This is a genomic window from Planococcus salinus, from assembly GCF_003719725.1.
Taxonomy (GTDB): Bacteria; Bacillota; Bacilli; order Bacillales_A; family Planococcaceae; genus Planococcus; species Planococcus salinus.
Genome location: NZ_RIAX01000024.1, coordinates 1 through 24,014 on the forward strand (window position 1 = coordinate 1; position 24,014 = coordinate 24,014).

At 46.1% G+C, this 24,014-nt stretch carries 20 protein-coding genes, 12 tRNA genes, 1 rRNA gene, 1 other RNA gene and 1 other annotated feature; of the genes, 15 read left to right on the plus strand and 19 right to left on the minus strand.

Annotated features, from left to right (window positions below; genetic code table 11):
- Positions 1-454 precede the first annotated feature (454 nt).
- Positions 455-1,921, plus strand: a complete 1,467-nt coding sequence (gene guaB, locus EEX84_RS16200) for an IMP dehydrogenase (protein ID WP_123166697.1) — start codon at positions 455-457, stop codon at positions 1,919-1,921.
- Between the two features lie 210 nt (positions 1,922-2,131).
- On the plus strand, positions 2,132-3,472 hold the full coding sequence (locus tag EEX84_RS16205) for a D-alanyl-D-alanine carboxypeptidase family protein (protein ID WP_123166698.1): 1,341 nt from the start codon (positions 2,132-2,134) through the stop codon (positions 3,470-3,472).
- An 18-nt stretch (positions 3,473-3,490) separates the two neighbouring features.
- Here EEX84_RS16205 and pdxR read toward each other — a convergent pair whose 3' ends face one another.
- Complete coding sequence (pdxR, locus tag EEX84_RS16210; RefSeq protein WP_123166699.1) at positions 3,491-4,909, minus strand: MocR-like pyridoxine biosynthesis transcription factor PdxR; 1,419 nt, start codon at positions 4,907-4,909, stop codon at positions 3,491-3,493.
- Between the two features lie 102 nt (positions 4,910-5,011).
- Here pdxR and pdxS point away from each other — a divergent pair, with 102 nt between their 5' ends.
- The 4 genes from pdxS (at position 5,012) to EEX84_RS16230 (ending at position 9,043) form a co-directional block, all read left to right on the plus strand.
- Positions 5,012-5,896 carry a pyridoxal 5'-phosphate synthase lyase subunit PdxS gene (pdxS, locus tag EEX84_RS16215; protein WP_123166700.1) on the plus strand — a complete coding sequence of 295 codons (885 nt, stop codon included), beginning with the start codon at positions 5,012-5,014 and terminating at the stop codon, positions 5,894-5,896.
- A gap of 1 nt (position 5,897) precedes the next feature.
- Positions 5,898-6,491, plus strand: coding sequence for a pyridoxal 5'-phosphate synthase glutaminase subunit PdxT (gene pdxT, locus EEX84_RS16220; protein ID WP_123166701.1), 594 nt, complete (start codon positions 5,898-5,900; stop codon positions 6,489-6,491).
- Between the two features lie 31 nt (positions 6,492-6,522).
- Positions 6,523-6,729: a binding site (T-box leader), on the plus strand.
- A 66-nt stretch (positions 6,730-6,795) separates the two neighbouring features.
- Complete coding sequence (gene serS / locus EEX84_RS16225; protein ID WP_123166702.1) at positions 6,796-8,070, plus strand: serine--tRNA ligase; 1,275 nt, start codon at positions 6,796-6,798, stop codon at positions 8,068-8,070.
- Between the two features lie 94 nt (positions 8,071-8,164).
- Positions 8,165-9,043, plus strand: coding sequence for an alpha/beta fold hydrolase (locus EEX84_RS16230; protein ID WP_123166703.1), 879 nt, complete (start codon positions 8,165-8,167; stop codon positions 9,041-9,043).
- Here EEX84_RS16230 and tadA read toward each other — a convergent pair.
- Entirely contained in the window at positions 9,038-9,523 is a 486-nt protein-coding gene (tadA, locus tag EEX84_RS16235; protein ID WP_123166704.1) for a tRNA adenosine(34) deaminase TadA, read from the minus strand. The genes EEX84_RS16230 and tadA overlap by 6 nt on opposite strands.
- Before the next feature lie 114 nt (positions 9,524-9,637).
- Here tadA and EEX84_RS16240 point away from each other — a divergent pair, with 114 nt between their 5' ends.
- From EEX84_RS16240 to EEX84_RS16250, 3 genes are all read left to right on the plus strand, one after another.
- Entirely contained in the window at positions 9,638-10,504 is an 867-nt protein-coding gene (locus tag EEX84_RS16240) for a YitT family protein (protein WP_123166705.1), read from the plus strand.
- A gap of 95 nt (positions 10,505-10,599) precedes the next feature.
- The gene (locus EEX84_RS16245; protein ID WP_123166706.1) at positions 10,600-11,238 is read left to right on the plus strand and encodes a deoxynucleoside kinase; all 639 of its coding nucleotides are present in this window, start codon (positions 10,600-10,602) and stop codon (positions 11,236-11,238) included.
- Complete coding sequence (locus EEX84_RS16250) at positions 11,235-11,903, plus strand: deoxynucleoside kinase (protein ID WP_123166707.1); 669 nt, start codon at positions 11,235-11,237, stop codon at positions 11,901-11,903. Before EEX84_RS16245 ends, EEX84_RS16250 begins: the two co-directional genes overlap by 4 nt.
- Positions 11,904-12,119: 216 nt before the next feature.
- On the opposite strand, the gene EEX84_RS16255 is transcribed toward EEX84_RS16250, so the two are convergent.
- From EEX84_RS16255 to nikC, 17 genes are all read right to left on the minus strand, one after another.
- A tRNA-Ser gene (locus tag EEX84_RS16255) sits at positions 12,120-12,212 on the minus strand.
- A gap of 109 nt (positions 12,213-12,321) precedes the next feature.
- Positions 12,322-12,398: transfer RNA gene (locus EEX84_RS16260), tRNA-Ile, on the minus strand.
- Positions 12,399-12,406: 8 nt separating this feature from the next.
- Positions 12,407-12,480: transfer RNA gene (locus EEX84_RS16265), tRNA-Met, on the minus strand.
- A gap of 27 nt (positions 12,481-12,507) precedes the next feature.
- Positions 12,508-12,583 (minus strand) — tRNA-Ala (locus EEX84_RS16270).
- 6 nt (positions 12,584-12,589) lie between these two features.
- Positions 12,590-12,666, minus strand: a tRNA-Pro gene (locus EEX84_RS16275).
- Positions 12,667-12,698: 32 nt separating this feature from the next.
- Positions 12,699-12,775 (minus strand) — tRNA-Arg (locus EEX84_RS16280).
- 35 nt (positions 12,776-12,810) lie between these two features.
- A tRNA-Leu gene (locus EEX84_RS16285) sits at positions 12,811-12,899 on the minus strand.
- 25 nt (positions 12,900-12,924) lie between these two features.
- A tRNA-Gly gene (locus EEX84_RS16290) sits at positions 12,925-12,999 on the minus strand.
- A 6-nt stretch (positions 13,000-13,005) separates the two neighbouring features.
- Positions 13,006-13,090, minus strand: a tRNA-Leu gene (locus tag EEX84_RS16295).
- A 20-nt stretch (positions 13,091-13,110) separates the two neighbouring features.
- Positions 13,111-13,186 (minus strand) — tRNA-Lys (locus EEX84_RS16300).
- An 11-nt stretch (positions 13,187-13,197) separates the two neighbouring features.
- Positions 13,198-13,273: transfer RNA gene (locus tag EEX84_RS16305), tRNA-Thr, on the minus strand.
- Between the two features lie 11 nt (positions 13,274-13,284).
- Positions 13,285-13,360, minus strand: a tRNA-Val gene (locus EEX84_RS16310).
- Between the two features lie 9 nt (positions 13,361-13,369).
- A 5S ribosomal RNA gene (rrf, locus tag EEX84_RS16315) occupies positions 13,370-13,485 on the minus strand.
- 218 nt (positions 13,486-13,703) lie between these two features.
- The gene (locus EEX84_RS16320) at positions 13,704-14,717 is read right to left on the minus strand and encodes an ABC transporter ATP-binding protein (RefSeq protein ID WP_123166708.1); all 1,014 of its coding nucleotides are present in this window, start codon (positions 14,715-14,717) and stop codon (positions 13,704-13,706) included.
- Positions 14,662-15,720 carry an ABC transporter ATP-binding protein gene (locus tag EEX84_RS16325; protein WP_123166709.1) on the minus strand — a complete coding sequence of 353 codons (1,059 nt, stop codon included), beginning with the start codon at positions 15,718-15,720 and terminating at the stop codon, positions 14,662-14,664. Before EEX84_RS16325 ends, EEX84_RS16320 begins: the two co-directional genes overlap by 56 nt.
- Before the next feature lie 18 nt (positions 15,721-15,738).
- On the minus strand, positions 15,739-16,686 hold the full coding sequence (locus tag EEX84_RS16330; protein ID WP_123166710.1) for an ABC transporter permease: 948 nt from the start codon (positions 16,684-16,686) through the stop codon (positions 15,739-15,741).
- A 15-nt stretch (positions 16,687-16,701) separates the two neighbouring features.
- A complete protein-coding gene (gene nikC, locus EEX84_RS16335) occupies positions 16,702-17,607 on the minus strand; it encodes a nickel transporter permease (RefSeq protein WP_123166711.1) in 906 nt (301 codons plus the stop codon).
- Positions 17,608-17,999: 392 nt separating this feature from the next.
- Between nikC and EEX84_RS16340 the strand changes: the two genes are divergently transcribed.
- From EEX84_RS16340 to EEX84_RS16365, 6 genes are all read left to right on the plus strand, one after another.
- Positions 18,000-19,619 (plus strand): glutathione ABC transporter substrate-binding protein, encoded by a 1,620-nt coding sequence (locus EEX84_RS16340; RefSeq protein ID WP_123166712.1) that lies wholly within the window; start codon positions 18,000-18,002, stop codon positions 19,617-19,619.
- A gap of 122 nt (positions 19,620-19,741) precedes the next feature.
- Positions 19,742-20,007: signal recognition particle sRNA large type (ffs, locus tag EEX84_RS16345), an RNA gene on the plus strand.
- Between the two features lie 161 nt (positions 20,008-20,168).
- Positions 20,169-21,902 (plus strand): DNA polymerase III subunit gamma/tau, encoded by a 1,734-nt coding sequence (dnaX, locus tag EEX84_RS16350; protein WP_123166713.1) that lies wholly within the window; start codon positions 20,169-20,171, stop codon positions 21,900-21,902.
- Positions 21,903-21,928: 26 nt separating this feature from the next.
- Positions 21,929-22,249, plus strand: coding sequence for a YbaB/EbfC family nucleoid-associated protein (locus EEX84_RS16355; protein WP_123166714.1), 321 nt, complete (start codon positions 21,929-21,931; stop codon positions 22,247-22,249).
- Between the two features lie 12 nt (positions 22,250-22,261).
- The gene (recR, locus tag EEX84_RS16360) at positions 22,262-22,858 is read left to right on the plus strand and encodes a recombination mediator RecR (RefSeq protein WP_123166715.1); all 597 of its coding nucleotides are present in this window, start codon (positions 22,262-22,264) and stop codon (positions 22,856-22,858) included.
- Between the two features lie 183 nt (positions 22,859-23,041).
- Positions 23,042-23,794, plus strand: coding sequence for a CPBP family intramembrane glutamic endopeptidase (locus EEX84_RS16365; RefSeq protein ID WP_123166716.1), 753 nt, complete (start codon positions 23,042-23,044; stop codon positions 23,792-23,794).
- The last annotated feature ends 220 nt before the right edge of the window (positions 23,795-24,014 follow it).

Here is a 24,014-nt window from a genome sequence, read left to right on the forward strand (position 1 = left end):
GGGGGTTTCCCCCTGTGAGAGTAGGACGTCGCTGGGCACGAGAAGAAAGTCGTTACCGATTCCGGTAACGGCTTTTTTGTATAGCCAGAATTTGACGGACAAAAGAAGCCGTGGAGTTTTGCCGAGTGGTTCAAGGTGCAAGTCTTCCTGTCTATGGGAAATAAAATTAACAGCTGAAGAGGCAGAACCTTTGTTTAAGCAGCTGTCTTTCTTATGCCAGGGGTTATTAGCTGACAGCCGTAAATAAATTTCACTAGTTCCCTAATTGATTAAAATAGAAAAGACGTAATACGGCATGCGCTATTACTTCTTCAGATAAAATGAAAGAAGACAGAAAGACTTTTCTTGGAACCAGTAGTCAGAATACTTTTTCTTTTTATGGTTTCTTGACACGCTATACGAGCGCTGATAATCTTACAATAATATTCAAAAGGAAGCAGGAGGCGTGTCATTAATGTGGGAGTCTAAATTTGTAAAAGAAGGTTTAACGTTTGACGATGTATTGCTTGTTCCGGCCAAGTCGGAAGTATTGCCGAAGGATATCAACTTATCGGTGGAGTTGGCTTCGAACCTTCAATTGAACATTCCAATCCTCAGTGCAGGAATGGATACTGTAACAGAAGCGAAAATGGCAATTGCAATGGCTCGTCAAGGTGGGCTTGGAGTCATTCATAAGAATATGAGTATTGAAGAGCAGGCCGAACAGGTAACGACGGTAAAACGTTCGGAAAACGGCGTTATAACGGATCCTTTTTTCTTGACCCCTTCTCACCAGGTTTTTGATGCGGAACATTTAATGGGGAAATATCGTATTTCCGGCGTTCCAATTGTCAATAATGAAGAAGAGCTTAAATTAGTGGGCATCATTACCAATCGGGATTTGCGTTTTATCCAGGATTATTCACTTCAAATCAATGATGTGATGACAAAAGACCAATTGGTTACAGCTCCTGTAGGCACTACTTTGGAAGATGCAGAAAAGATTTTGCAGCAGTATAAAATCGAGAAATTGCCAATCGTCAGCAAAGAAGGAACTTTAAAAGGTTTGATCACTATCAAAGATATTGAAAAAGTGATGGAATTTCCGAACTCAGCAAAAGATGCCCAGGGACGTTTGCTTGTTGGGGCAGCAGTCGGTGTTACTTCTGATACGATGAAACGCGTGGAACAACTGGTAAAAGCACAAGTGGATGTAGTGGTGTTGGATACAGCACACGGCCATTCCAAAGGCGTATTGGATATGGTCAGCAATATTCGTGCCACGTATCCGGACTTAACAATTATTGCGGGGAATGTGGCCACTGCTGAAGGCACAAAAGCATTGATTGACGCAGGGGCTGATGTAGTGAAAGTCGGAATCGGACCTGGGTCCATTTGTACAACGCGCGTGGTGGCCGGAGTCGGTGTCCCTCAAATTACAGCTGTTTATGATTGTGCGACAGAAGCACGCAAATACGGCAAGTCCATTATTGCCGATGGTGGAATCAAGTATTCCGGTGATATCATCAAAGCGTTGGCGGCAGGAGGTCATGTGGTCATGCTGGGCAGTTTGTTGGCAGGCACGACGGAAAGTCCGGGAGATACGGAAATTTTCCAAGGCCGGCGGTTTAAGACATATCGCGGAATGGGATCAATCGCTTCCATGGAAAAAGGATCAAAAGATCGCTATTTCCAGGATGATGCGAAGAAGTTGGTTCCTGAAGGAATTGAAGGGCGCATGCCGTATAAAGGACCTCTTTCTGATACCATCCATCAATTGCTCGGCGGCATTCGTGCAGGAATGGGATATTGCGGAACAGGCGATCTGGAGTCATTGCGTGAAGAAGCACAGTTTATCCGCATGACAGGGGCAGGATTGCGTGAAAGCCACCCTCACGATGTACAAATTACAAAAGAATCACCTAACTATTCACTTTCATGATAAATGGAAGTTTCAGCGTTCTTTTTTGCCTGTTTTCTGGCAGAAAGAGCGCTTTTTTTCTGTTTGGGGTCCGGGGAATACAAATTATGTTAGAATGGCAAAGGGCACTTGTAAAAAGAAGGTTCCCATACTAAAGGCAGCTGCTTTCTGTTTGCAAAAGCGGGTGTTTTATTGTCCGTTAACACGGGGATAAATGGAGGGTAAGAAAGAGTGAACAAAAGTTTTAAGACAACGATGCTGATGACTGTGATAACGTTTTTACTGCTGACCATCTCCGTTCCACAGCAAGTAAAAGCGAACGATGCTTTACATATATTGGCTGATGCTGCGATTTTGGTGGAAGCCGATACAGGGAAAATACTTTACGAACAAAACGCAGAAGCGCCGCTTGGCATAGCCAGTATGTCAAAAATGATGACACAGTATTTGATGTTCGAAGCAATAGAAGACGGGCGGATTACGTGGGATCAGGAATATAAGGTAACTGACTATACTTATCAGATTTCACAGGACCGGCGTCTCAGCAATGTCCCTCTCCGGAAAGGCGAAACTTATACCATTGAGGAATTATATGAAGCAATGGCAATTTACTCTGCCAATGCGGCAACAATTGGAATTGCCGAAACCATTGCTGGAACGGAAAGCAAATTTGTGGAAATGATGAATGATAAGGCTGCCGAATTTGGCTTGGCTGACGCAAAGTTTGTTAATTCCACCGGATTGAATAATAGTGATTTAATGGGGATGCATCCTGAAGGGACCGGCGCTACAGATGAAACTGTTATGCCAGCACGTTCCGTGGCGAAATTGGCAAAAATCCTTCTGGACGATTATCCGCAGATATTGGAGACGGCCAGTATTCCGAAGAAAATATTCCGGGAAGGAACCCGTGATGCCATTCAAATGGACAATTGGAATTTTATGCTGCCGGGATTGATTTATGAATATGAAGGTGCCGATGGATTAAAAACGGGTACTACTGATTTTGCAGGACACAGCTTTGCAGGAACCGCCAAGCGCGGTGACACTCGGCTGATTGCAGTAGTTATGAAAGCGGTGGATCATGAAGGCGTAGGCTCTTACAAAGCGCGTTTTGACGCGAGTCGTGCATTATTCGATTACGGTTTTGACCAGTTTACAACCGAAGAAATCGTTCCGGCCGGTTATCAGTTTGAAAAACAGAAAACATTGCCGGTGAAGAAAGGAACCGAAGCAGAAGTCGCGATTGCTGTCGAAGAACCGATCACCATGATGATTCGGACAGCTGAGAAGGAAGCTTACAAACCGCAGCTGATGTTAGAGGAGCCACTTTTGGAGGACGGCAAGCTGGAAGCTGACGTGGAAGCAGGCCAGGTCGTAGGTACGGTGCAGCTGGTTAAAGAAAACGGCACCGACTATGGCTATTTGGACGGGGATCCTCATAAGGTGGAAGTGGTCACTACGGAAAAAGTGGAACGGGCAAACTGGGTAACGTTGTCCATTCAGGCAGTCAGCAGCTTTTTCTCAACTATGTGGACGGGAGCCACAGATTTTGTGAAAAGTTTATTTTGATAAAGAAAGCAGGCCATCTTATTGAAGACGGTCTGCTTTTTTTGATGGGATTTCCCAACTGTCCATCAGTTGTCCGATTCCTTTTTGAATTTCTTGTTCTGACAGGCCACCAAAGCCGATGACAATTTGAGGGGGGATGACCCGTTTTTCGTGTACATCATATGATTGAAGTCCAAATACCCGGATCCCCGCTTGTTTTGCCCGTTCCGTCAATTCCTGTTCTGAAAAGGTCGTATGAACCGTGAGTACGATATGCATGCCGGCTTGTTCTCCTGAAACTGTCACGGTAGGTGAGTATTCGGAGAGGGACATGACCAATTTCTCCAGTTTTCTTTTGTACAGCTTTCGCATCCTGTTCAAGTGGCGTGAAAAATGCCCTTCCTTCATAAACCGCGAGACCAGCTGCTGATCCATGCGGGGGACAGAAGAAGAGTAATGAAGGAACGTTTGCCGATAAGCGCGCAGCAGCTGTTTGGGCAATACCATGTAAGCAATCCGTAATGAAGGCATCAAAGACTTGGAAAAGGTACTGATGTAGATGACGCGTCCGCTTAAGTCCATGCTCTGCAATGCTGGAATAGGGCGGCTCGTGTAACGAAATTCACTGTCGTAATCGTCTTCGATAATATAGCGCTGGGAGTGGGCTGCCGCCCAGTTCAGTAATTGGGCCCGTCTCGTGGCGCTTAATACAGAACCGGTGGGAAACTGATGAGAAGGCGTTACGTACGCAATATCGACAGCAGAAGCTTCCAACTGGGAAATATTGATGCCTTCGGAATCCACTTCGATTGGCACAGCTTTCCGGTCATGATGATCGAAGATGCTATGGGTTAATGCATATCCCGGATTTTCAAAACCATACGTGAGAGCCTTATCCAATAAACGGATGAGCAGCGGCATCAATTGTTCTGTACCCGAGCCGATAATGATTTGATCTGCTTCGCAAACAACTCCTCTTGACTGGAACAAATAACGTGAAATTTCCTGTCGGAGCGTTTCATCTCCCTGTGGATGTCCCGATAGCAAATAATGATGATTTTCTTCATCCATGACTTCTTTTGCAAGCTTCCTCCAGGTCGAAAACGGAAAAGATTCCGTATCGATTTTTCCGGGGTTAAAATCGTAATCATAAACAAATTGCTCATGGACATCTGTTTCTTCTGTGGGAATGTCCAAATAAGCCAGCTCTTCGACCGGTAATGCATAAAATCCTTTTCTTGGACGGGATTCAATAAACCCTTCTGCCACTAATTGTCCATAGGCCAGTTCAACAGTTGTCTGGCTGATATCCAGGAAATCAGCCAATTTTCGTTTGCTCGGCAATTTGGTGTCGACGGAAATATGGCCGTCGATAATGGCTTTTTTTATTTCCCGGTAAAGTTGTTGGTACAAGGGTTGTAGAGTGTCTTTTTTCAGTTGAAACATCAGCATATCCATTTTTGTCACTCCAAACTGACCTTATTAAAAAACGCTAATCTGAATCTTTTTATATGGTCAATCTTTATTATACTAAAGATATCAGAAAAGGGGGAATACATAATGAGTGAACAAGGAACAAATCGGGTGAAACGCGGTATGGCAGAAATGCAAAAAGGCGGCGTAATAATGGATGTCGTCAATGCTGAGCAGGCGAAAATTGCGGAAGCTGCAGGAGCAACGGCCGTGATGGCGCTTGAACGTGTGCCATCGGATATCCGCAAGGAAGGCGGTGTCGCACGCATGGCTGATACCCGCATTACAGAAGAAGTGATGAATGCTGTAACAATTCCTGTAATGGCGAAGGCGCGGATTGGCCACATTGTAGAAGCCCGCGTTTTAGAAGCGATGGGTGTCGATTATATTGATGAAAGCGAAGTATTGACTCCTGCGGATGAGGAATTTCATCTGTTGAAAGAAAATTATGCGGTACCGTTTGTCTGCGGCTGCCGGAATCTTGGAGAAGCAGCACGCCGTATCGGTGAAGGGGCTTCGATGCTCCGCACGAAAGGAGAACCGGGCACAGGCAATATCGTGGAAGCGGTGCGCCATTTGCGCCAGGTAAACGCGGAAGTCCGTAAAGTGGTGACAATGAGTGAAGATGAATTGATGACAGAAGCGAGAAATCTGGGCGCTTCCTATGAATTTCTGCGTGAAGTCAAACGCCTGGGCCGTTTGCCGGTTGTTAACTTCGCAGCAGGCGGTGTGGCAACGCCTGCGGATGCGGCTTTGATGATGGAACTTGGCGCGGATGGTGTTTTTGTCGGGTCCGGTATTTTCAAATCGGCGAATCCGGAACGCTTTGCCCGTGCCATTGTGGAGGCGACAACGCATTATCAGGATTATAAACTGATCGCGGAACTGTCGAAAGATCTTGGCGTGGCGATGAAAGGCATCGAGATTTCTACGATTGCAGCGGGAGAACGCATGCAGGAACGAGGCTGGTAAGATGAAACGAGTTGGAGTACTTGCTTTGCAGGGAGCGGTTCGCGAGCATCTCCAGTCAATTGAAGCGTGCGGAGCGGAAGCGATGGCTGTCAAATGGCCGAAAGATTTGGAAGGGCTTGATGCATTGGTCCTGCCGGGCGGCGAAAGCACGACAATGCGCCGGCTGATTGACCGTTATGGAATGATGGAACCACTCCGCGAATTTGCCAGGATGGACAAGCCGATGTTCGGCACGTGCGCCGGGTTAATTTTGATGGCGGGAACAGTGGTGGGTTATGAGGAACCTCACTTGGGTATCATGGACGTTACGGTGGAACGGAATTCTTTTGGCCGCCAAATCGACAGTTTTGAAGCTGATTTGACGATCAAGGGCATCGAAGGGACGTTTGAAGCTGTATTCATCCGCGCTCCTCATATTGTCAGTGCTGGTGCAAGTGCGGAAGTGCTGTGCGAACATAACGGCAAAATCGTCATGGCCAGGAGCGGCCAATTCCTGGGCTGTTCGTTCCATCCGGAATTGACCGACGATCATCGGATTATGGCGTATTTTTTGCGGATGATTCCCAGCAGGACGGGCGTTGTCTTGCCAAATTAATCAATATATAGTAAAGTATGATTAATTTCAAAAAGAAACGTTGATAGGGATCAGTAAGACGTCTGTTTTTCCAAAGAGAGCCGGTGGTTGGTGCAAACCGGTGAAAAACGCGTGTGAATCCACCCTGGAGTTGCATGGCGAAAAAAGCCATAGCCGGTTTTAAAGCCGTTATGTGATGAAGAGGATTGGTGGAAACCGATCAATCAGGGTGGCAACGCGGGTAGCTCTCGTCCCTTTTTACTAAGGGATGAGGGCTATTTTTGTCGTCTTTTTCTACAGTCAAAATTTTGAGGAGGAACCAGGTATGCTGGATATACGATATGTACGCGCCAACTTTGAAGAAGTCAAAGCGAAACTGGCCAAAAGAGGAGAAGATATTTCAGTTCTCGATGATTTTGAAGGCTTGGACGTAAAGCGCCGGGAGTTGATCGCGCAGACCGAAAAGCTGAAAGCGGAGCGCAACGAAGCGTCACAAAAAATCGCTGTAATGAAGCGCAACAAAGAAAATGCCGACGAGGCGATTGCAAAGACCCGCGAAGTGGGAGAGCAGATCAAAGCGATTGATGAAGAATTGCGGGAAGTGGAAGAACGTTTCAAGTACATCATGATGCGTGTCCCGAATATTCCACATGACAGTGTGCCGGTCGGTGATTCGGAAGATGACAACGAAGAAATTCGCACATGGGGAGACAAGCCGCAATTCGAATTTGAAGCAAAGCCGCACTGGGATATCGCCACAGATTTGAACATCCTCGATTTTGAACGGGCAGCTAAAGTGACAGGCAGCCGGTTTGTCTTTTACCGTGGGCTTGGAGCCCGCCTGGAACGTGCGCTCATCAATTTCATGATGGACCTTCACCAGGAGCAGCATGGCTATGAGGAAATGCTGCCGCCGTATATGGTGAATCGTGAAAGCCTGACGGGAACCGGGCAATTGCCGAAATTTGAAGAAGATGCCTTTCTGATCGAGGAAGAGGATTATTTCCTGATCCCGACATCTGAAGTGCCGGTGACGAACTTTTACCGCGATGAAATTTTGACGGCTGACATGCTGCCCCAAGCCTTCGCTTCTTACAGCGCGAATTTCCGCTCTGAAGCCGGTTCTGCGGGCCGGGACACACGCGGGTTAATCAGACAGCATCAATTCAATAAAGTGGAGCTGGTGCGTTTTGTGAAGCCTGAGGAGTCGTATGAGGAGCTGGAAAAACTAACAGGTCATGCCGAAAAAGTGCTGCAGCTATTAGGGCTGCCGTATCGTGTTCTGAAGATGTGCACAGCGGATCTCGGATTTACTGCAGCGAAGAAGTATGACATCGAAGTATGGATTCCAAGCCAGCAAATGTACCGGGAAATTTCGTCCTGCAGTAATTTCGAAGATTTTCAGGCGAGACGGGCAAACATCAAATTCCGCAGAGAAGCGAATGGCAAGCCGGAATTCGTCCATACCTTGAATGGCAGCGGTTTGGCGATTGGCCGTACAGTCGCGGCTTTGTTGGAAAACTGCCAGCAAGAAGACGGCACAGTGCTGATTCCGGAAGTATTGCGTCCCTATATGGGTGGAAAAGAAGTCATCAAATAAGACAAGGCTCGAAAGCATTTACGCTTTCGGGCCTTTTTAAATCCAACAGAAAAGGGTAAGGAAGATAAAGAGGCAATTGAAAGGGGATCAGACGATGAAAGACCTGACTTTCCACTATATCGAGACGAATAGTGTTACGCTTCACACTGCAGTGGCTGGACCAGAAGATGGTCCTTTGGTAGTCCTGCTTCACGGGTTTCCAGAATTCTGGTACGGCTGGCGGCATCAGATTGACGCATTGGCGGAACAGGGATATCGTGTCGTTATACCGGATCAGCGCGGCTATAGTAAAAGTGGGAAACCGGAAGGCATTGAACAGTACACAATGGATGTATTGCGTGATGATATTACAGGTTTGATTGACCATTTCGGACATAATCATGCAGTCGTCATCGGCCATGACTGGGGAGGGGCAGTGGCTTGGCATTTGGCTGCCACCAAGCCGGCGTATGCAGAGAAGCTGATTATTATCAATATTCCGCATCCACATGCAATGCCGCGCGTTCTGAAGCGCAATCCGTTGCAATGGGTAAAAAGTTCTTATATCGGTTTTTTTCAATTGCCCAATATGCCGGAAAAGATGATGGAAGCAGGAAACTACGGTTCCCTGAAGCAGGCATTCAATGTGACGAGCAAACAGCATGCATTTTCCGAGAAAGATTTGGAACAGTATGAGAAGTCGTGGGACCAGCCGGGCTCACTGACGGGTATGCTGAATTGGTACCGGGCTTTGAAAAAAGGAAGCCTCCAGCAGACGCCTGCTGCGCCAGTCACAGTTCCGGTAAGGATGATTTGGGGGTTGGGTGATCAATTTCTTTCTCCGATGCTGGCAAAGGAGAGCATGAACTTTTGCCTGGATGGAAAAGGAGTGTTTGTTGGTGAAGCGACTCATTGGGTGCAGCACGAACAACCGGAAATCGTCAATTCTCTTATTCAACGATTTTTAAACGAAGAAAAACCGGCAGCTTTATAAAAGCTTCCGGTTTTTCTTTTTTTCGCGGATGGCTCGGAAAAACTGTGTCAGCAATTGGCCACAGTCATCAGCCAGGACATTTTCCTTCACTTCACATTGGTGGTTAAAGCGTTCATCATTCAACAGCCGATAAAGAGAATCCACACTGCCGGCTTTGGCGTCACGTGCGCCGTAAATGACACGAGGGATGCGGGCCTGCAGAATGGCTCCCGCACACATCGGACAAGGCTCTAACGTTACGTAAAGTTCGGTGTGTTCCAAACGCCAGCTGCCTATGTTCGTGCATGCTTCCTGGATGGCCAACAACTCGGCATGCGTAACAGCGTTCTGAGTGGTTTCCCGAAGGTTATGGGCACGTGCGATGACTTGTCCCTCCCGCACAATTACAGCGCCAATCGGAACTTCTCCTTTTTGTGACGCTTTTTGCGCTTCTTCAATTGCCAACTGCATATAGTATTGGTCTTGTTCGATTCCGTTCATGCTGCATCGCTCCTTGCTTCCAGTGTATCATTTTCCGGCCGGATTTCTGCCTTTCCGAAAGACAAAATTCCTGTTTCAACGTAGAATGAAAGTATTCAACTTCCAAGGAGAGATTTGATGGCAAAACAACATAAAAAAGAACCCCGCCTGCATTTTATTTTGCGTTTTATCTTCATTTTAGTTGGCGCTGCAATGGCAGCTGCGTCCATCGAATTGTTTCTTGTTCCGAACTCGATCATTGACGGAGGTATTATCGGAGTCTCTTTGATTTTGGATTACTTGACGGTGGTGCCTTTTGGTATTTTGTTGGTTGCCATCAATTTGCCTTTTCTGTTTTCAGGATATAAATACATAGGCAGAAACTTTTTTATCTCTTCCATTTTTGCCATTGTGGCGTTGGCGATTCTTGAGATTCCCCTGCATTCCATTGAACCTTTCGTGGATGATCCGTTGCTTGCTACAGTTTTTGGCGGTCTTCTTCTCGGGGCAGGAGTCGGCATTGTCATCCGCAACGGTGGCGCTCTTGATGGGACAGAAATTCTGGGGATTTTATTGACACGGAAGCTTCCTTTCTCGGTTGGTGAGTTTGTGATGTTCTTTAATGTGTTCATTTTTGGATGGGCAGGATTCGTACTCGGCTGGGAACAGGCGATGTATTCCATTTTAACTTATTATATCGCTTCAAAAACGATTGATATTGTGATCCAGGGGTTGGAGGACACAAAAGCCGTCATCATTATTACCGATGACTATGAAGAACTGGGGCAAGCGATCAACGACCGGCTTGGCCGAAGTGTGACAAAGCTGCACGGGAAGGGCGGATTCAACCATACAGAAAAAGATGTTATTTATGTGGTGGTGACCCGACTGGAAATCACCAAGTTGAAACAAATTGTGAACGACATTGACTCTACCGCATTCACCACCATCATGAACACGCAGGAAGTCCATGGCGGGACCTTCAAGTCTCCTATCCATTAGGAAGCTTCAAGGTTTTTGGTGCTACTTTTCGACCGGGGGATATGGTAAAATTAATGGCGCTCTATCACACTTGACTGGAAAAAGGAGGGCTTCTTATGCCGGTGCCATTTATCACGGTAGAAGGGCCGATCGGTGTTGGGAAGACATCATTGTCCAAAGCGATTGCCGATCAAAATCGATTTCATTTACTGAAAGAGATTGTGGATGAAAATCCGTTTTTAAATAAATTCTATGAAGACATTGAAGAGTGGAGCTTCCAGACTGAAATGTTCTTTTTGTGCAATCGTTACAAGCAATTGTCTGATATCCAAAAAAAATTCATTTCGAAAGAAGAACCGGTAGTGGCCGATTATCATATCTTCAAGAACTTGATCTTCGCCAAGCGAACACTTCCTTCTGCAGAATACGCCAAATATGAAGCCATATACAATATTTTGACGTTTGATATGCCAAAACCGAATATGGTCATTTATTTGCACGCAAGTCTTGAGACACTGATGAAACGCATCAAATTGCGGGGACGCGATTTTGAGAAAATGATCACCCCGGATTACATGGAGCAGCTCGCTGCTGACTATCATGCGTTTATCGAGCATTTTGAACAGGCACATCCCGAAATCCCGGTATTGCGGTTCAACGGTGATGAAATTGATTTCGTCCAAAATGAAGCGGATTTGCAGCTGATTTTACGGAAAGTGGACGAGACTTTACAACAAAGGAGTTTATCAATATGAATTTACGTCAGAAATACGGCATTCCCGACAATGCGGTAATTACCATAGCCGGTACAGTAGGGGTCGGCAAATCAACGATGACCAAAGCATTGGCAGAGGCGTTGCAATTCCGTACATCTTTTGAAAAAGTGGATGCGAATCCGTATTTGGATTTGTTCTACGAAGATTTCAAAAAATGGAGTTTCCATCTCCAGGTATATTTCCTGGCCGAACGGTTTAAAGAACAAAAGCGCATGTTTGAGTACGGCGGCGGCTTTGTGCAGGACCGTTCCATCTACGAAGATACGGGTATTTTTGCCAAAATGCATTGGGAAAAAGGCACGATGAACGACGTGGATTATGAAACATACACCAATCTGTTCGAAGCGATGGTCATGACACCTTATTTTCCGCACCCCGACTTATTGATTTACCTGGAAGGGTCACTGGAAGACATTCTGGCACGCATTCAGGAGCGCGGCCGGCTGATGGAACAGCAGACACCTGTGGATTACTGGGTGGAAATGCACGAGCGCTACGAGAAGTGGATCAATTCCTTTAATGGCTGTCCGGTTTTGCGTTTGAATATCAATGATTATGATTTATTGAACGACCCGGATTGTACAGAAAGAATAGTAGAACGAGTCGGCCATTTCATGCAGCAGGCTTCCATTCTCCGAAAATAAAACGACCCTTGAGCTATTGCAGGCTCAAGGGTCGTTTTATTTTGTCGACTGAAGATTATTTCCCGGGAAATAGTAAAGAAAGAAAAAAGAGACAGCTAAGCCGTCTCTTCCATTTATGTATCTGTTGAAATTTTCAGTCATGTGAAAGGTGAAAAAAATTCGCTACTTGCGTAACGAATCCAATCTCGAATTATTATGCGCGTGTAAATTCAAAAATGGAGGAGGAAGAGGGATTCGAACCCCCGCGGGATTTGACTCCCCTGTCGGTTTTCAAGACCGATCCCTTCAGCCAAACTTGGGTATTCCTCCGTATCAGACAAGAATTAATTTATCATGAATCCGATCAGGATGTCAACACTTTTGAAATAAAAAATAAAAAATCCCTTGAACGTCTGCTGCGTCCANGATAATATATAAATGGTGGACCTTGCAGGACTCGAACCTGCGACCGGACGGTTATGAGCCGTCTGCTCTAACCAACTGAGCTAAAGGTCCTAAAAAAGTGGCGGCAGAGGGGATCGAACCCCCGACCTTACGGGTATGAACCGTACGCTCTAGCCAGCTGAGCTACGCCGCCAGGATCTTTATGATTATGAAAATAAGTTGGTGGAGCCTAGCGGGATCGAACCGCTGACCTCCTGCGTGCAAGGCAGGCGCTCTCCCAGCTGAGCTAAGGCCCCAATAAGTGGTCGGGAAGACAGGATTCGAACCTGCGACCCCTTGGTCCCAAACCAAGTGCTCTACCAAGCTGAGCTACTTCCCGACTGGAAGTTCTTCTAGGTGCTAGAAAAATAATGGCGCGCCCGAGAGGACTCGAACCTCTAACCGCTTGATTCGTAGTCAAGTACTCTATCCAATTGAGCTACGGGCGCTTGTATTATATCCGATTGCTTGTTCACAAACCAAATGGTGCCGAGGACCGGAATCGAACCGGTACGGTAGTCACCTACCGCAGGATTTTAAGTCCTGTGCGTCTGCCAGTTCCGCCACCCCGGCTTAGGGTCGGCTTTGATTGTGTAAATGGAGCGGAAGACGGGGGTCGAACCCGCGACCTCCACCTTGGCAAGGTGGCGTTCTACCACTGAACTACTTCCGCAAAAAATGGTGCGGGTGAAGGGAGTCGAACCCCCACGCCCGAAGGCGCTAGATCCTAAGTCTAGTGCGTCTGCCAGTTCCGCCACACCCGCGTGGCAATAAAATATGAAAATGGTGAGCCATGAAGGATTCGAACCTTCGACCCTCTGATTAAAAGTCAGATGCTCTACCAACTGAGCTAATGGCTCAAAACAAGGAATGGTGCCGGAGAAAGGACTTGAACCCTCAACCTACTGATTACAAGTCAGTTGCTCTACCAGTTGAGCTACTCCGGCGAAAAGAAAAATGGTGGAGGATGACGGGATCGAACCGCCGACCCTCTGCTTGTAAGGCAGATGCTCTCCCAGCTGAGCTAATCCTCCGATATGTATGCCCAGCGACGTCCTACTCTCACAGGGGGAAACCCCCAACTACCATCGGCGCAAAAGAGCTTAACTACCGTGTTCGGGATGGGAACGGGTGTGGCCTCTTTGCCATCATCACTGGACTATGTGGTTTCTGAAAGACAAGTTTTATTATACCAACTCTGTCGAGTTTTACAAGTACTTTTTTGCGTTGCCGCTGCACTTTCTTGTTCTTTCAAAACTGGATAGACGACGGNATCAGACAAGAATTAATTTATCATGAATCCGATCAGGATGTCAACACTTTTGAAATAAAAAATAAAAAATCCCTTGAACGTCTGCTGCGTCCAAGGGATTGGCTTTAATAATTCGGCTGCATTTCACCTGAGGCGATTTCCTCGATGTAATGGCAGGCAGCCTGGTGGTTCTCTTTCATGCCGGCAGTTGTGCGCAGCTCAGGTACATCAGTTACACATTTTTCTGTCGCAAATGGGCAGCGTGTATGGAAGCGGCAGCCTGTCGGTGGGTTGATCGGTGACGGTACGTCACCTTTCAAAACAATGCGTTCTTTCTTTTTATCAGGATCCGGAACCGGAATGGCTGATAAAAGAGCTTTTGTGTAAGGGTGTTTCGGATTTTCAAACAAACTTTCTTTGTCAGCGATTTCCATGATCTTTCCGAGATACATGACGATGATGCGGTCCGAAATATGACGGACAACTCCTAAGTCATGGGAAATGAACAAGTAAGTCAAGTTGTACTCCTGTTGTAAGTCTTCCAGCAGGTTAAGAACCTGTGCCTGGATGGATACATCAAGCGCCGAAACCGCTTCATCACAAATAATCAATTCAGGATTCACGGACAAAGCTCTGGCAATGCCGATCCGCTGACGCTGACCGCCTGAGAATTCATGTGGAAAGCGGTCTGCCTGGTAGGGCAATAAACCGACAGTCTCAAGGAGTTCCTCGATGCGGGCGCGCCGTTTGTTGGCCGGCAGCACTTTTTGGATTTCCATTGCTTCGTTCAAGACAGAAGCCACGGTCTGCCGCGGGTTAATGGAAGCATAAGGATCCTGGAAAATAATCTGCATATCCTTGCGATATTTCCGCATTTCGCGTTTGGACAACCCTGCCAGGTTTACCCCTTTGAATTCGACGACACCTTCTGTCGGTTCTTCCAGGCGCAAAATCGCACGTCCGGTTGTCGACTTCCCGCAACCGGATTCACCTACAATACTGACAGTCTCGCCTTCATATATAGTGAAGCTGATATCATCTACTGCTTTGACGTGGTTTGTCGTACGTCCCAGCAAGCCGCCTTTAATCGGGAAGTACTGTTTTAGTCCCTCGACCTTTAGCAATTCTTGTTTCGCCATATAAATTCACCTCCGATTCGCCATCCCATTCTTCTGAGTAAATCCAGCAACGGATCTGGTTGCCGTTTTCGTCTGTTTCCAATTTCGGCATTTTTGCCCGGCACAGGTCTGTTGCTGCCGGACAGCGTGGAGCAAAACGGCAGCCGACAGGCATATTATGCGGACTTGGTACATTTCCCTGAATCGGTTCAAGTTTGTCCTGTTCAATATCATGGCGTGGCAATGAATTCAACAAGCCGATTGTATAAGGAAGTTTCGGTTCTTTAAAGAGCGTACGGACATCCGCGTATTCCACAACTTGTCCGGCATACATAACGGCTACATAATCACATGTTTCCGCAACGACACCGAGGTCGTGTGTGATGAAGATAACAGACATGCCAAGCCGTTCCTGCAAATCTTTGATAAGTTCCAGTATCTGTGCCTGAATCGTTACGTCAAGAGCCGTCGTGGGTTCATCGGCAATCAGGATTTCCGGGTTGCAGGCGAGAGACATGGCAATCATGACACGCTGCCGCATACCACCCGATAATTCGAACGGGTAGTTTTTTACGCGCTTGTCAGGAGAAGGGATCCCCACAAGTTTCAGCAATTCGACTGAACGGACAGCTGCTTCTTTTTTCGACATGTTTTGATGCAAAATCAACGCTTCGCTGATTTGTTGCCCTACTGTATATACCGGGTTCAGTGAAGTCATCGGCTCCTGGAAAATCATTGAGATTTCATTGCCGCGGAGCTTGCGCATCTGGGCTTCTGAAAACTTCAGTAAATCCTGTCCTTTGTACAGCACTTCACCGTTTTTGATCGTTCCATTGGAAGCAAGAAGACGCAGGATCGAAAGGGACGTAATACTTTTCCCTGAACCCGATTCACCCACGATTCCGATTGTCTTTCCCTTTGGCAGCTGGAAGCTAACGCCGTCTACTGCCCGTACTTCGCCAGTGTCGGTTTTGAAAGATGTTTGCAGGTCTTTAACATCTAAAATAATTTCATTTGCGCTCACTTTGCTGACACCTCATTTCTAATTCATATCAATTCGTTTATTCAGTAAGCGATAGGAAATGTCCACAATCAGGTTCACGAGTACGAAAATTACAGAAATGACGAGTACAGTCCCTTGGACGATCGGGAAGTCTCGGGTTCGTATTGCGTCGATTGTCAGACGTCCCATGCCGTTTATCGCAAAAATCGTTTCTGTCAATACAGCTCCACCCAGGAAGCCACCAAATTCAAGACCAACAACTGTTACTACAGGAATCAATGCATTTTTTAATGCATGACGATACGTCACGATGCGTTCGGAAACACCTTTTGCACGAGCGGTACGGATGTAATCCTGGCCGATAACTTCAAGCATGGAAGAGCGGGTCATCCGTGCGATGATAGCTGCCCCGCCGGTTCCGAGTGTCAGCACCGGCAAGATAATCTGACGCCAGGAATCTCCCCAGCCGGAAGGCCGCATTTTCAGGAATTCCAAAGACTCCGGCATCCAGTTTCCGATGGCAAACCACTGGATCAGCAATAGACCAAACCAGAAGTTAGGCATCGACAATCCGAAAAGCGCTGCAATCATAATGGACGTATCAGCCAATGTATAATGACGCACTGCTGATACGATACCGGCAATCAAGCCGAGAAACACCGCAACAAGGGTCGCATAGAAGGCCAGTTCCACCGTTACCCAGAACCGTGCGCCAATTTCCTCCATTACCGGACGGCCGGAACGAATGGAAGATCCAAGGTCCCCTTGGAGGGCGTTGCCGAGAAAAGTACCGTATTGAACGGGGATGGATTCATTGAGTCCCAGCCGCTCACGTATATTTTCGACTGTTTGTTCAGAAGCTCCTTCGCCCGCCACAATTTGTGCCGGATCCCCAGGGACTAGGTGCATTAACGAAAACACGAGTATTGTAACCCCGAGAAGAACAGGAATCGTCTGAAGAAGTCGGCGAATAATAAATTTTGTCAACGTTTCTCACCTCTCTTAGTTTTTCATTTTTGGATCCAGTGCATCGCGCACTCCGTCGCCAAAGATATTGAAGGCAAGTACTACCAACACAATCATAAGTCCCGGGAACAATGCAACATGTCCTGCTTCGTACATGTATTGTCGTCCCTCGTTCAACATGGCTCCCCATTCAGGAGCTGGCGGCTGTGCCCCCAGTCCAAGAAATGCCAGACCGGCGCCTGTCAAGATTGCTGTAGCGATTCGAAGTGAAGCCTGTACAATAATCGGCGACATAATATTCGGTAAAATGTGCTTGAAAATAATCCGGAAATCCGATGATCCCAGTGCGCGTACTGCGTCGATATATTCAAGTTTCCGCACAGAAAGCGTGGAGCCTCGGACAACCCGTGCAAATGCAGGGACCGAGAAAATACCGACAGCGATAATAACGTTTGTCAAACTGCCTCCCAGAACAGCAACAATTGCCAATGCCAGCAAAATACCAGGGAATGCAAGAAGGACATCCATTAGGCGCATGATGACTGTATCAATACGGCCACCGTAATAACCGGAGACAATGCCGAATATAACTCCAATTACTCCCCCGATAAAGACGGAGAAAAATCCAACATACAATGTAAGTTTCGTACCAAAGATGACACGAGTGAAAATATCACGGCCATAACTGTCAGTACCGAACCAATGCGCTGCTGAAGGTCCTTGAAGCTTGTTTGCCAAATCGGTTTCGTTCGGACGGAAATCTGTGAAATTCGTTATAATCCATGGACCGATAAAGGCCATGAGTATAATGAGGAGAATCATGATACCGCCAGTTACTGCAGCTTTGTTCTTGGCGAGGCGTCGCCAGAACAATTTATAACTTTCTAAACGAGGATTTATTTTTTTGGCAGTGACGGGATGATTCACTGTTTCTTCGCTCATTAAAAGCACCCTTTCTATGTGGAAGTAAGTGTCCAAATTATTCGACTATTATAGAAGCAGTACAGTACAAATAATTCGACTTTTATCATTTTAATGTATTGTAAAGAAAAATGATAGATGGTTGTGAAAAATCTAAAAGGATAAAATAATAATGTCACATTTTTGTAAAGTGTTTAACATTATACAAGAATATTTATTCTGCCGGAATAACGGTTTGGAGATAAGAAAAAAAGTATATTGAAATTGTAATATACTCCTAATTTATTCCATCAAAACCAGTAATGAACTTTTTTATATATTGTTTTAGCATGTAAATTATGATACATTTGTATTCAGAATATTATGCTCTTTGTAGTATTCTCAAAACAATTACAATTATAGGGGGAGAGAATATGACATTCTCAAAAAAGTCACTTTGGACTTTTCTGATGGTTCTTGCATTGGCATTGGTGCTCGCAGCATGTGCAGGCGGCAGCGATGATTCTGCAACGGATACAGACGAGCCGGATGACGGGACAACTTCAGACAGCGGGGGAGAGGCAGGCGGCGATTTAATCCTTGCAGTGCTTTCAGATGCATCTTCACTGGATCCGCATGGCTCCAATGACGTACCATCATCTGTTGTTCAGGCAAATATTTATGAAACACTTGTTAACCGCAACGAAAACAACGAAATTATTCCAGGTCTTGCTGAATCATGGGAGCAAGTAGACGAAACTACTTGGACTTTCAAATTGCAGGAAGGCGTGACATTCCATGACGGCGAAGAATTCAATGCCGAAGTGGTAAAGATGAACCTTGACCGCGTTCGTGACGAAGCAGTCGGTTCCCCGCGTTTTTTCTTATATGAAATGATTACTGACGTAGAAGTACTGAGTGATTACGAAGTTCAGATCACTACTGAGTATCCGTTTGCTCCATTGCTTGCCCACCTTTCACATAACGGTGGCGGCATGATCTCACCTGCTCAAATCGAAGCTGACTATGCAGCGTTGGAGAATGGCGAAGACCCTGGGTCTGTTGTCAGCTCAGAACCGGTCGGTACAGGTTTCTTCAAGTTTGATACTTGGAATGCCGGCTCTGAAATCCGTCTTGTGAAAAATGAAGAATACTGGGGAGAGCCTGCTAATGTAGATTCTGTTACATTCCGCGTAGTTCCGGATTCTCAAGTACGGGCTGCAGATTTGGAAACAGGAAATGTTCATATCATTGATCCAGTACAACCGAACGAAGTTGAACGGATCAACAACTCGGGTGTAGCTTCTGTTCACCAGCAAGCTTCTTCCAGTTTGGCTTATTTAGGCTTCAACACGGAAAAAGAACCTTTCAATGATCCATTGGTTCGCCAGGCCATTTCATATGCGGTTGACCGTGAAGCCATCATCAGCGGTATCTACGATGAATTTGGAATCCCGGCCATCGGACCTTTGGCTCCAGGAATCTTTGGTTATACAGAAGACATCGATGCCATTGAATACGATATGGACCAAGCTCGTGCGCTTCTTGAAGAAGCAGGAATGTCTGATGGTTTCTCAACTACTATCTGGACCAACGATAATCCACAGCGCCAGTCCATTGCAGTACTCGTTCAGGAAGCTCTTGCTGAATTGAACATCGACGTTTCCATCGAAGTTATGGAATTCGGTGCTTACCTTGATCAAACAGCTGCAGGAGAACACGATATGTTCGTTCTTGGCTGGTCTAACCCAACAGGCGATGCTGATTACGGTACGTATGCATTGTTCCATTCTTCCCAAAAAGGGAACCCGGGTAACCGTTCGTTCTACGAAAATCCGGAAGTCGATGCTTTGCTTGATGAAGGACGCCGCGAATCAGATCCGGAACGACGTCAGGAAATCTACGCGGAAGTTCAACAAATTTTGACTGACGAGGCACCGATGGCATTCTTGATGCACCAAGAATACCTGGTAGGTGTAGCTGACAATGTTCAAGGATTTGAAATCGATACTTCAGGTATCTACCAATTGAAAGATGTAACAATTGAACAATAAGAGTACAGACAGAACCGGATTTGCCGTATGGCGAATCCGGTTTTTCTATGGATGGTTTCTTCGTTTTTTGTTTTAAACTTATGGATTGATTTTTCCGCGATTAATCCGTATACTAGTAAATGCCGTGCTAGGTGGGGAGGTAGCGGTGCCCTGTAACCTGCAATCCGCTCCAGCAGGACTGAATTCCTTTCCGAGGCTGTCTGTATGCAAGGCCTGCCTCTTGCACGTAGTGTTGACATCTGGGTCCTGCGCAATGGGAACCCATGAACCATGTCAGGTCCGGAAGGAAGCAGCATTAAGTGGAATTTTCCATGTGCCGCGGGGTCGCCTAGATCGAGCCAACGACAAGGGTAACGCTTGTGTGCAGCAGTCAAAGAAAGGTGCACGGCATTAATTTTTCTATTAAACCCATTCGCTTTTACAGCGGATGGGTTTTTATTTGTATAAAGGGAAACACGGTCAATGGACCATTAAAACGTTCAGAGAAGACTGCTTTTTGTGGTATAATGAAAGGACGAAAATCACTTTATCTAAAAGGGGAGAAACCCGTTGGCGTATCAAGCTTTTTACCGTGTGTACAGGCCGCAGTCCTTCTCCGAAATGACAGGTCAGTCACACGTCAAACAAACCCTTCAAAATGCTCTCCTCTACAATAAGACAACTCATGCTTATTTGTTCTCAGGGCCTCGAGGGACCGGGAAAACGAGTGCAGCCAAAATTTTTGCCAAAGCTTTGAATTGCGAGCGGGCGCCTATTGCAGAACCCTGCAATGAATGTGCTGCCTGTAAAAGCATTACGGAAGGTTCCAATACCGATGTCATCGAATTTGACGCTGCTTCCAACTCACGTGTGGAAGAAATGCGGGAAATCATTGAAAAAGTCCGGTTTTCCCCAGCCAATTCGCGTTATAAAATATATATCATTGATGAAGTACACATGTTGTCAAACAGTGCCTTTAATGCCTTGTTGAAGACATTGGAAGAACCGCCGGAACATGTGGTGTTCATTTTGGCGACTACGGAGCCGCATAAATTGCCGCTGACCATCATTTCCCGTTGCCAGCGCTTCGATTTTAAGCGGCTGACACAGTCAGACATAGTGGAGCGTATGGTGGAAGTGTTGTCAGATGCCGATATTCCATACAATGAACATGTCCTGAAAGTCATTGCGCAGGCAGCAGCAGGTGGGATGCGCGATGCGTTAAGCCTGCTTGACCAAGTTGTGTCGTTCAGTGGAGAAGAAATGACGATGGAAGATGCATTGCTTGTCACCGGCTCAATCAGCCAGGACATGTTTTATGACATCGCAGAAGCCTTATTGGCAAAAGACATTGGACAAGCGCTGACGCTTTTGGAAAAATTGGTGAGGGACGGCAAGGATCCTGTTCGGCTGGTGGAAGACTTTATCACTTTTTTCCGGGACCTGCTGTTGATCCAAACGGCTCCGGATTTACATGATATGCTCGAACTGGCGTCTCATGAACCGCGCTTTGAAGAACTGGCTAAGAAATTCGAAGCATCAACTTTGTACTCCTGGATTGATGTTTTGACAAAAACCCAGCAGGAAATGAGGTTCTCGAACCATACGAAGATTTACATGGAGACGGCTTTGTTGAAAATGGTACAGGCGGATGCGCCGGTGCGCTCCTCAGCCGCTGGCGTTTCGCCGGAACTGGAAGCAAAAGTCGCTCAATTGGAGAGCCTTGTACAGGAATTGCAGCAGCAAGTGAAGAACGGAGCAGTGGCAGCACCTTCTGTAGCACCTGCTGAACAAAAGCGGCGTCAACGATCGCAAAGCAGCTTTAAGATTCCGGTCGGCCGCATCCAGGATGTACTGAAGAACGCTACTAAGTCAGATATCCAGGCTGTTAAAACCAACTGGGCAACTGTCATGGGTCAATTGCAGCGGTCACATGCGGCTTTGTTAAATGAAGCAGAGCCGGTAGCGGCATCCTCAGATGCATTTGTGTTAAAATTCAAGTATGATATTCATTGTCAGATGGCGGCAGAAAACCAGACATTTGCAGCGGCATTCAGTCAGCTTTTGCAGCAATATACGGGCAAGGCCTATACGCCGGTTTTCGTTCCTGACGCCAGTTGGTTGAAAATTCGTGAAGATTTTATTAAAAGTAACGGACTGCAGTCAGGCAATGAAGAGAAAAAAGAAGAGTCTACAGAAGAGCATCCTTTCTCAGCAGAAGGGGCCGCAGCGGAAGAAGACCCTTTCATTGCAGAAGCGGAGCGGCTTTTCGGAAAAGACTTTGTTGAAGTACACGAAGAATAAGTAAACAATCGAAGGAGGAAACAATTATGCGTGGTGGAGGAAATATGCAAGGCATGATGAAACAAATGCAGAAAATGCAGAAGCAGATGGCGGAAGCCCAAGAGGAATTAGGGACATTGAAGTTTGAAGGAACAGCTGGTGGCGGGATGGCCAAAGTGACAGTTTCAGGACATAAAGAAGTACTTGATATCGTTTTGGACCCAGCATTGGTGGATCCGGAAGATGTTGAAACATTGCAGGATGTATTGGTCATCGCTACAAATGAAGCATTTAAAAAAGCGGAAGAGCATGCGAATTCCACGATGGGGAAATTCACTAAAGGATTAAATATCCCTGGCATGTTCTAGGAGGGAAACGATATGCATTACCCTGAGCCGATTTCCAGATTAATGGATAGTTTTATGAAGTTGCCAGGAATCGGGCCGAAAACAGCGGCCCGGCTGGCATTTTTTGTGCTCGGAATGAAAGAAGATACAGTGCTGGATTTTGCCAAGGCATTGGTGGATGCGAAACGGAATTTAAGCTTCTGTTCGAATTGCGGCCATATTACCGATGTGGATCCCTGCAATATCTGTCAGGACCCCCAACGGGACCGCAGCACGATTTGTGTTGTACAAGATCCGAAAGACGTAATCGCAATGGAAAAAATGCGCGATTACAGCGGCTTGTATCATGTTTTGCAGGGAGCAATTTCTCCAATGGATGGAATTGGCCCCGAAGACATCAATGTTCCTTCTTTACTGAAAAGGTTACAGAATGAAGAAGTGAACGAGTTGATCTTAGCCACTAATCCGACAATCGAAGGGGAAGCAACAGCGATGTATATCTCACGCCTTGTAAAGCCTTCGGGAATCAGAACAACACGAATCGCTCACGGCTTGCCGGTCGGCGGGGATTTGGAGTACGCAGATGAAGTCACGTTATCCAGAGCGCTGGAAGGGCGGCGTGAGCTGTAATAATAGAGAATAAACAAAGACCTGATCACTCAAGTGACCGGGTCTTTTTTTGGTCTGCCGCCAAGAAAGTTTTCTGGAAATGCTTAACAAATGAATTCTCGGTTAGTATAGTAGCCATAATTGAGGTAATCATATGGTTGAGTGCTAATGTGAATATCACAGGAGAAAGCAGGTGTCGGCTTCTTGAAAAATGCGTGGCTCGTTTCATTTGTCCGAATTCCCTTGTTGTTTGCGATGATGATCAGTTTCTTTTACTTATTGAAACTGTTCGGCTTGGACGTCACTTTTCCTTTTCTGCCCGATTTATCGGTTATTTACTTTACCATCGTCAACGTGTTTTGTTTTTTCCTATTGTCACGCATATTAAAAAATGAAGGGCGTTCAATCAAAGAACTGGCAGGATTTCAATCCGCCCGTTTAGGAAAAGACGTATTATACGGTTTCTTATGGCTTTTTGTTCTGTATATTCCATTTGCCGCCACTGTGATGGGAACAATGTTTGTAATGTACGGAACCGATTTTATCAATCACTTTGAGACGGTTTTTGCCGGAGACCCGGAAAGTTATTCGGTTTCTCGGCCAACATGGCTATTGGGGTTTGCGGCAATTGTCTCTTTGCTTTTCCCTTTTTTGAATGCTCCTATAGAAGAGTTGATGTATCGTGGCTACGCGCAATCCCGGTTTATCAAGAATTACAAAAAAGTATGGATTGGGATTTTAATTCCTTCTATTGGTTTTGCTTTGCAGCATGTTATGTTAGCTGCAAGTTTGCAGGGAGCGGTTGTTTATGCAGCAGCTTTCTTCGTGTGGGGAGTCGGCAGTGGAATTATTTATCACAAACAAAAGAGATTGTTTCCTTTGATCATTTGCCATTTTCTTGTGAACATCGCGTTTAGTATATTTCCAATCTTGTTTTTGTTTTTCGGGTTTTACTAATAAAGATCATCAGGCGCTGGAGTTTTTCTTGAATACTAAAGTAAGTTTCTGAATTGATGATCGATAGAATCTTTAATAAAAATATATATCTTATTTGAATATAGGGATGTTTCAAAGGTATATTATAGAAGAAAGCGAAGAGGAACAGCTTTATGTTTTTGGGATATAATTTTGTTTTGTAAAACTGTTGACATTCCTTCCGGTGTACTTTAATATAATA

Bases quoted from the DNA above. Each gene is read 5' to 3' on its own strand.
- EEX84_RS16250 (WP_123166707.1), top strand. From the start codon at position 11,235: ATGAATTTACGTCAGAAATACGGCATTCCCGACAATGCGGTAATTACC.
- EEX84_RS16355 (WP_123166714.1), top strand. From the start codon at position 21,929: ATGCGTGGTGGAGGAAATATGCAAGGCATGATGAAACAAATGCAGAAA.
- EEX84_RS16340 (WP_123166712.1), top strand. From the start codon at position 18,000: ATGACATTCTCAAAAAAGTCACTTTGGACTTTTCTGATGGTTCTTGCA.
- recR (WP_123166715.1), top strand. From the start codon at position 22,262: ATGCATTACCCTGAGCCGATTTCCAGATTAATGGATAGTTTTATGAAG.
- EEX84_RS16230 (WP_123166703.1), top strand. From the start codon at position 8,165: ATGAAAGACCTGACTTTCCACTATATCGAGACGAATAGTGTTACGCTT.
- pdxS (WP_123166700.1), top strand. From the start codon at position 5,012: ATGAGTGAACAAGGAACAAATCGGGTGAAACGCGGTATGGCAGAAATG.
- tadA (WP_123166704.1), bottom strand. From the start codon at position 9,523: ATGAACGGAATCGAACAAGACCAATACTATATGCAGTTGGCAATTGAA.
- EEX84_RS16245 (WP_123166706.1), top strand. From the start codon at position 10,600: ATGCCGGTGCCATTTATCACGGTAGAAGGGCCGATCGGTGTTGGGAAG.
- serS (WP_123166702.1), top strand. From the start codon at position 6,796: ATGCTGGATATACGATATGTACGCGCCAACTTTGAAGAAGTCAAAGCG.
- EEX84_RS16320 (WP_123166708.1), bottom strand. From the start codon at position 14,717: ATGGCGAAACAAGAATTGCTAAAGGTCGAGGGACTAAAACAGTACTTC.
- pdxR (WP_123166699.1), bottom strand. From the start codon at position 4,909: ATGGATATGCTGATGTTTCAACTGAAAAAAGACACTCTACAACCCTTG.
- guaB (WP_123166697.1), top strand. From the start codon at position 455: ATGTGGGAGTCTAAATTTGTAAAAGAAGGTTTAACGTTTGACGATGTA.
- nikC (WP_123166711.1), bottom strand. From the start codon at position 17,607: ATGAGCGAAGAAACAGTGAATCATCCCGTCACTGCCAAAAAAATAAAT.
- pdxT (WP_123166701.1), top strand. From the start codon at position 5,898: ATGAAACGAGTTGGAGTACTTGCTTTGCAGGGAGCGGTTCGCGAGCAT.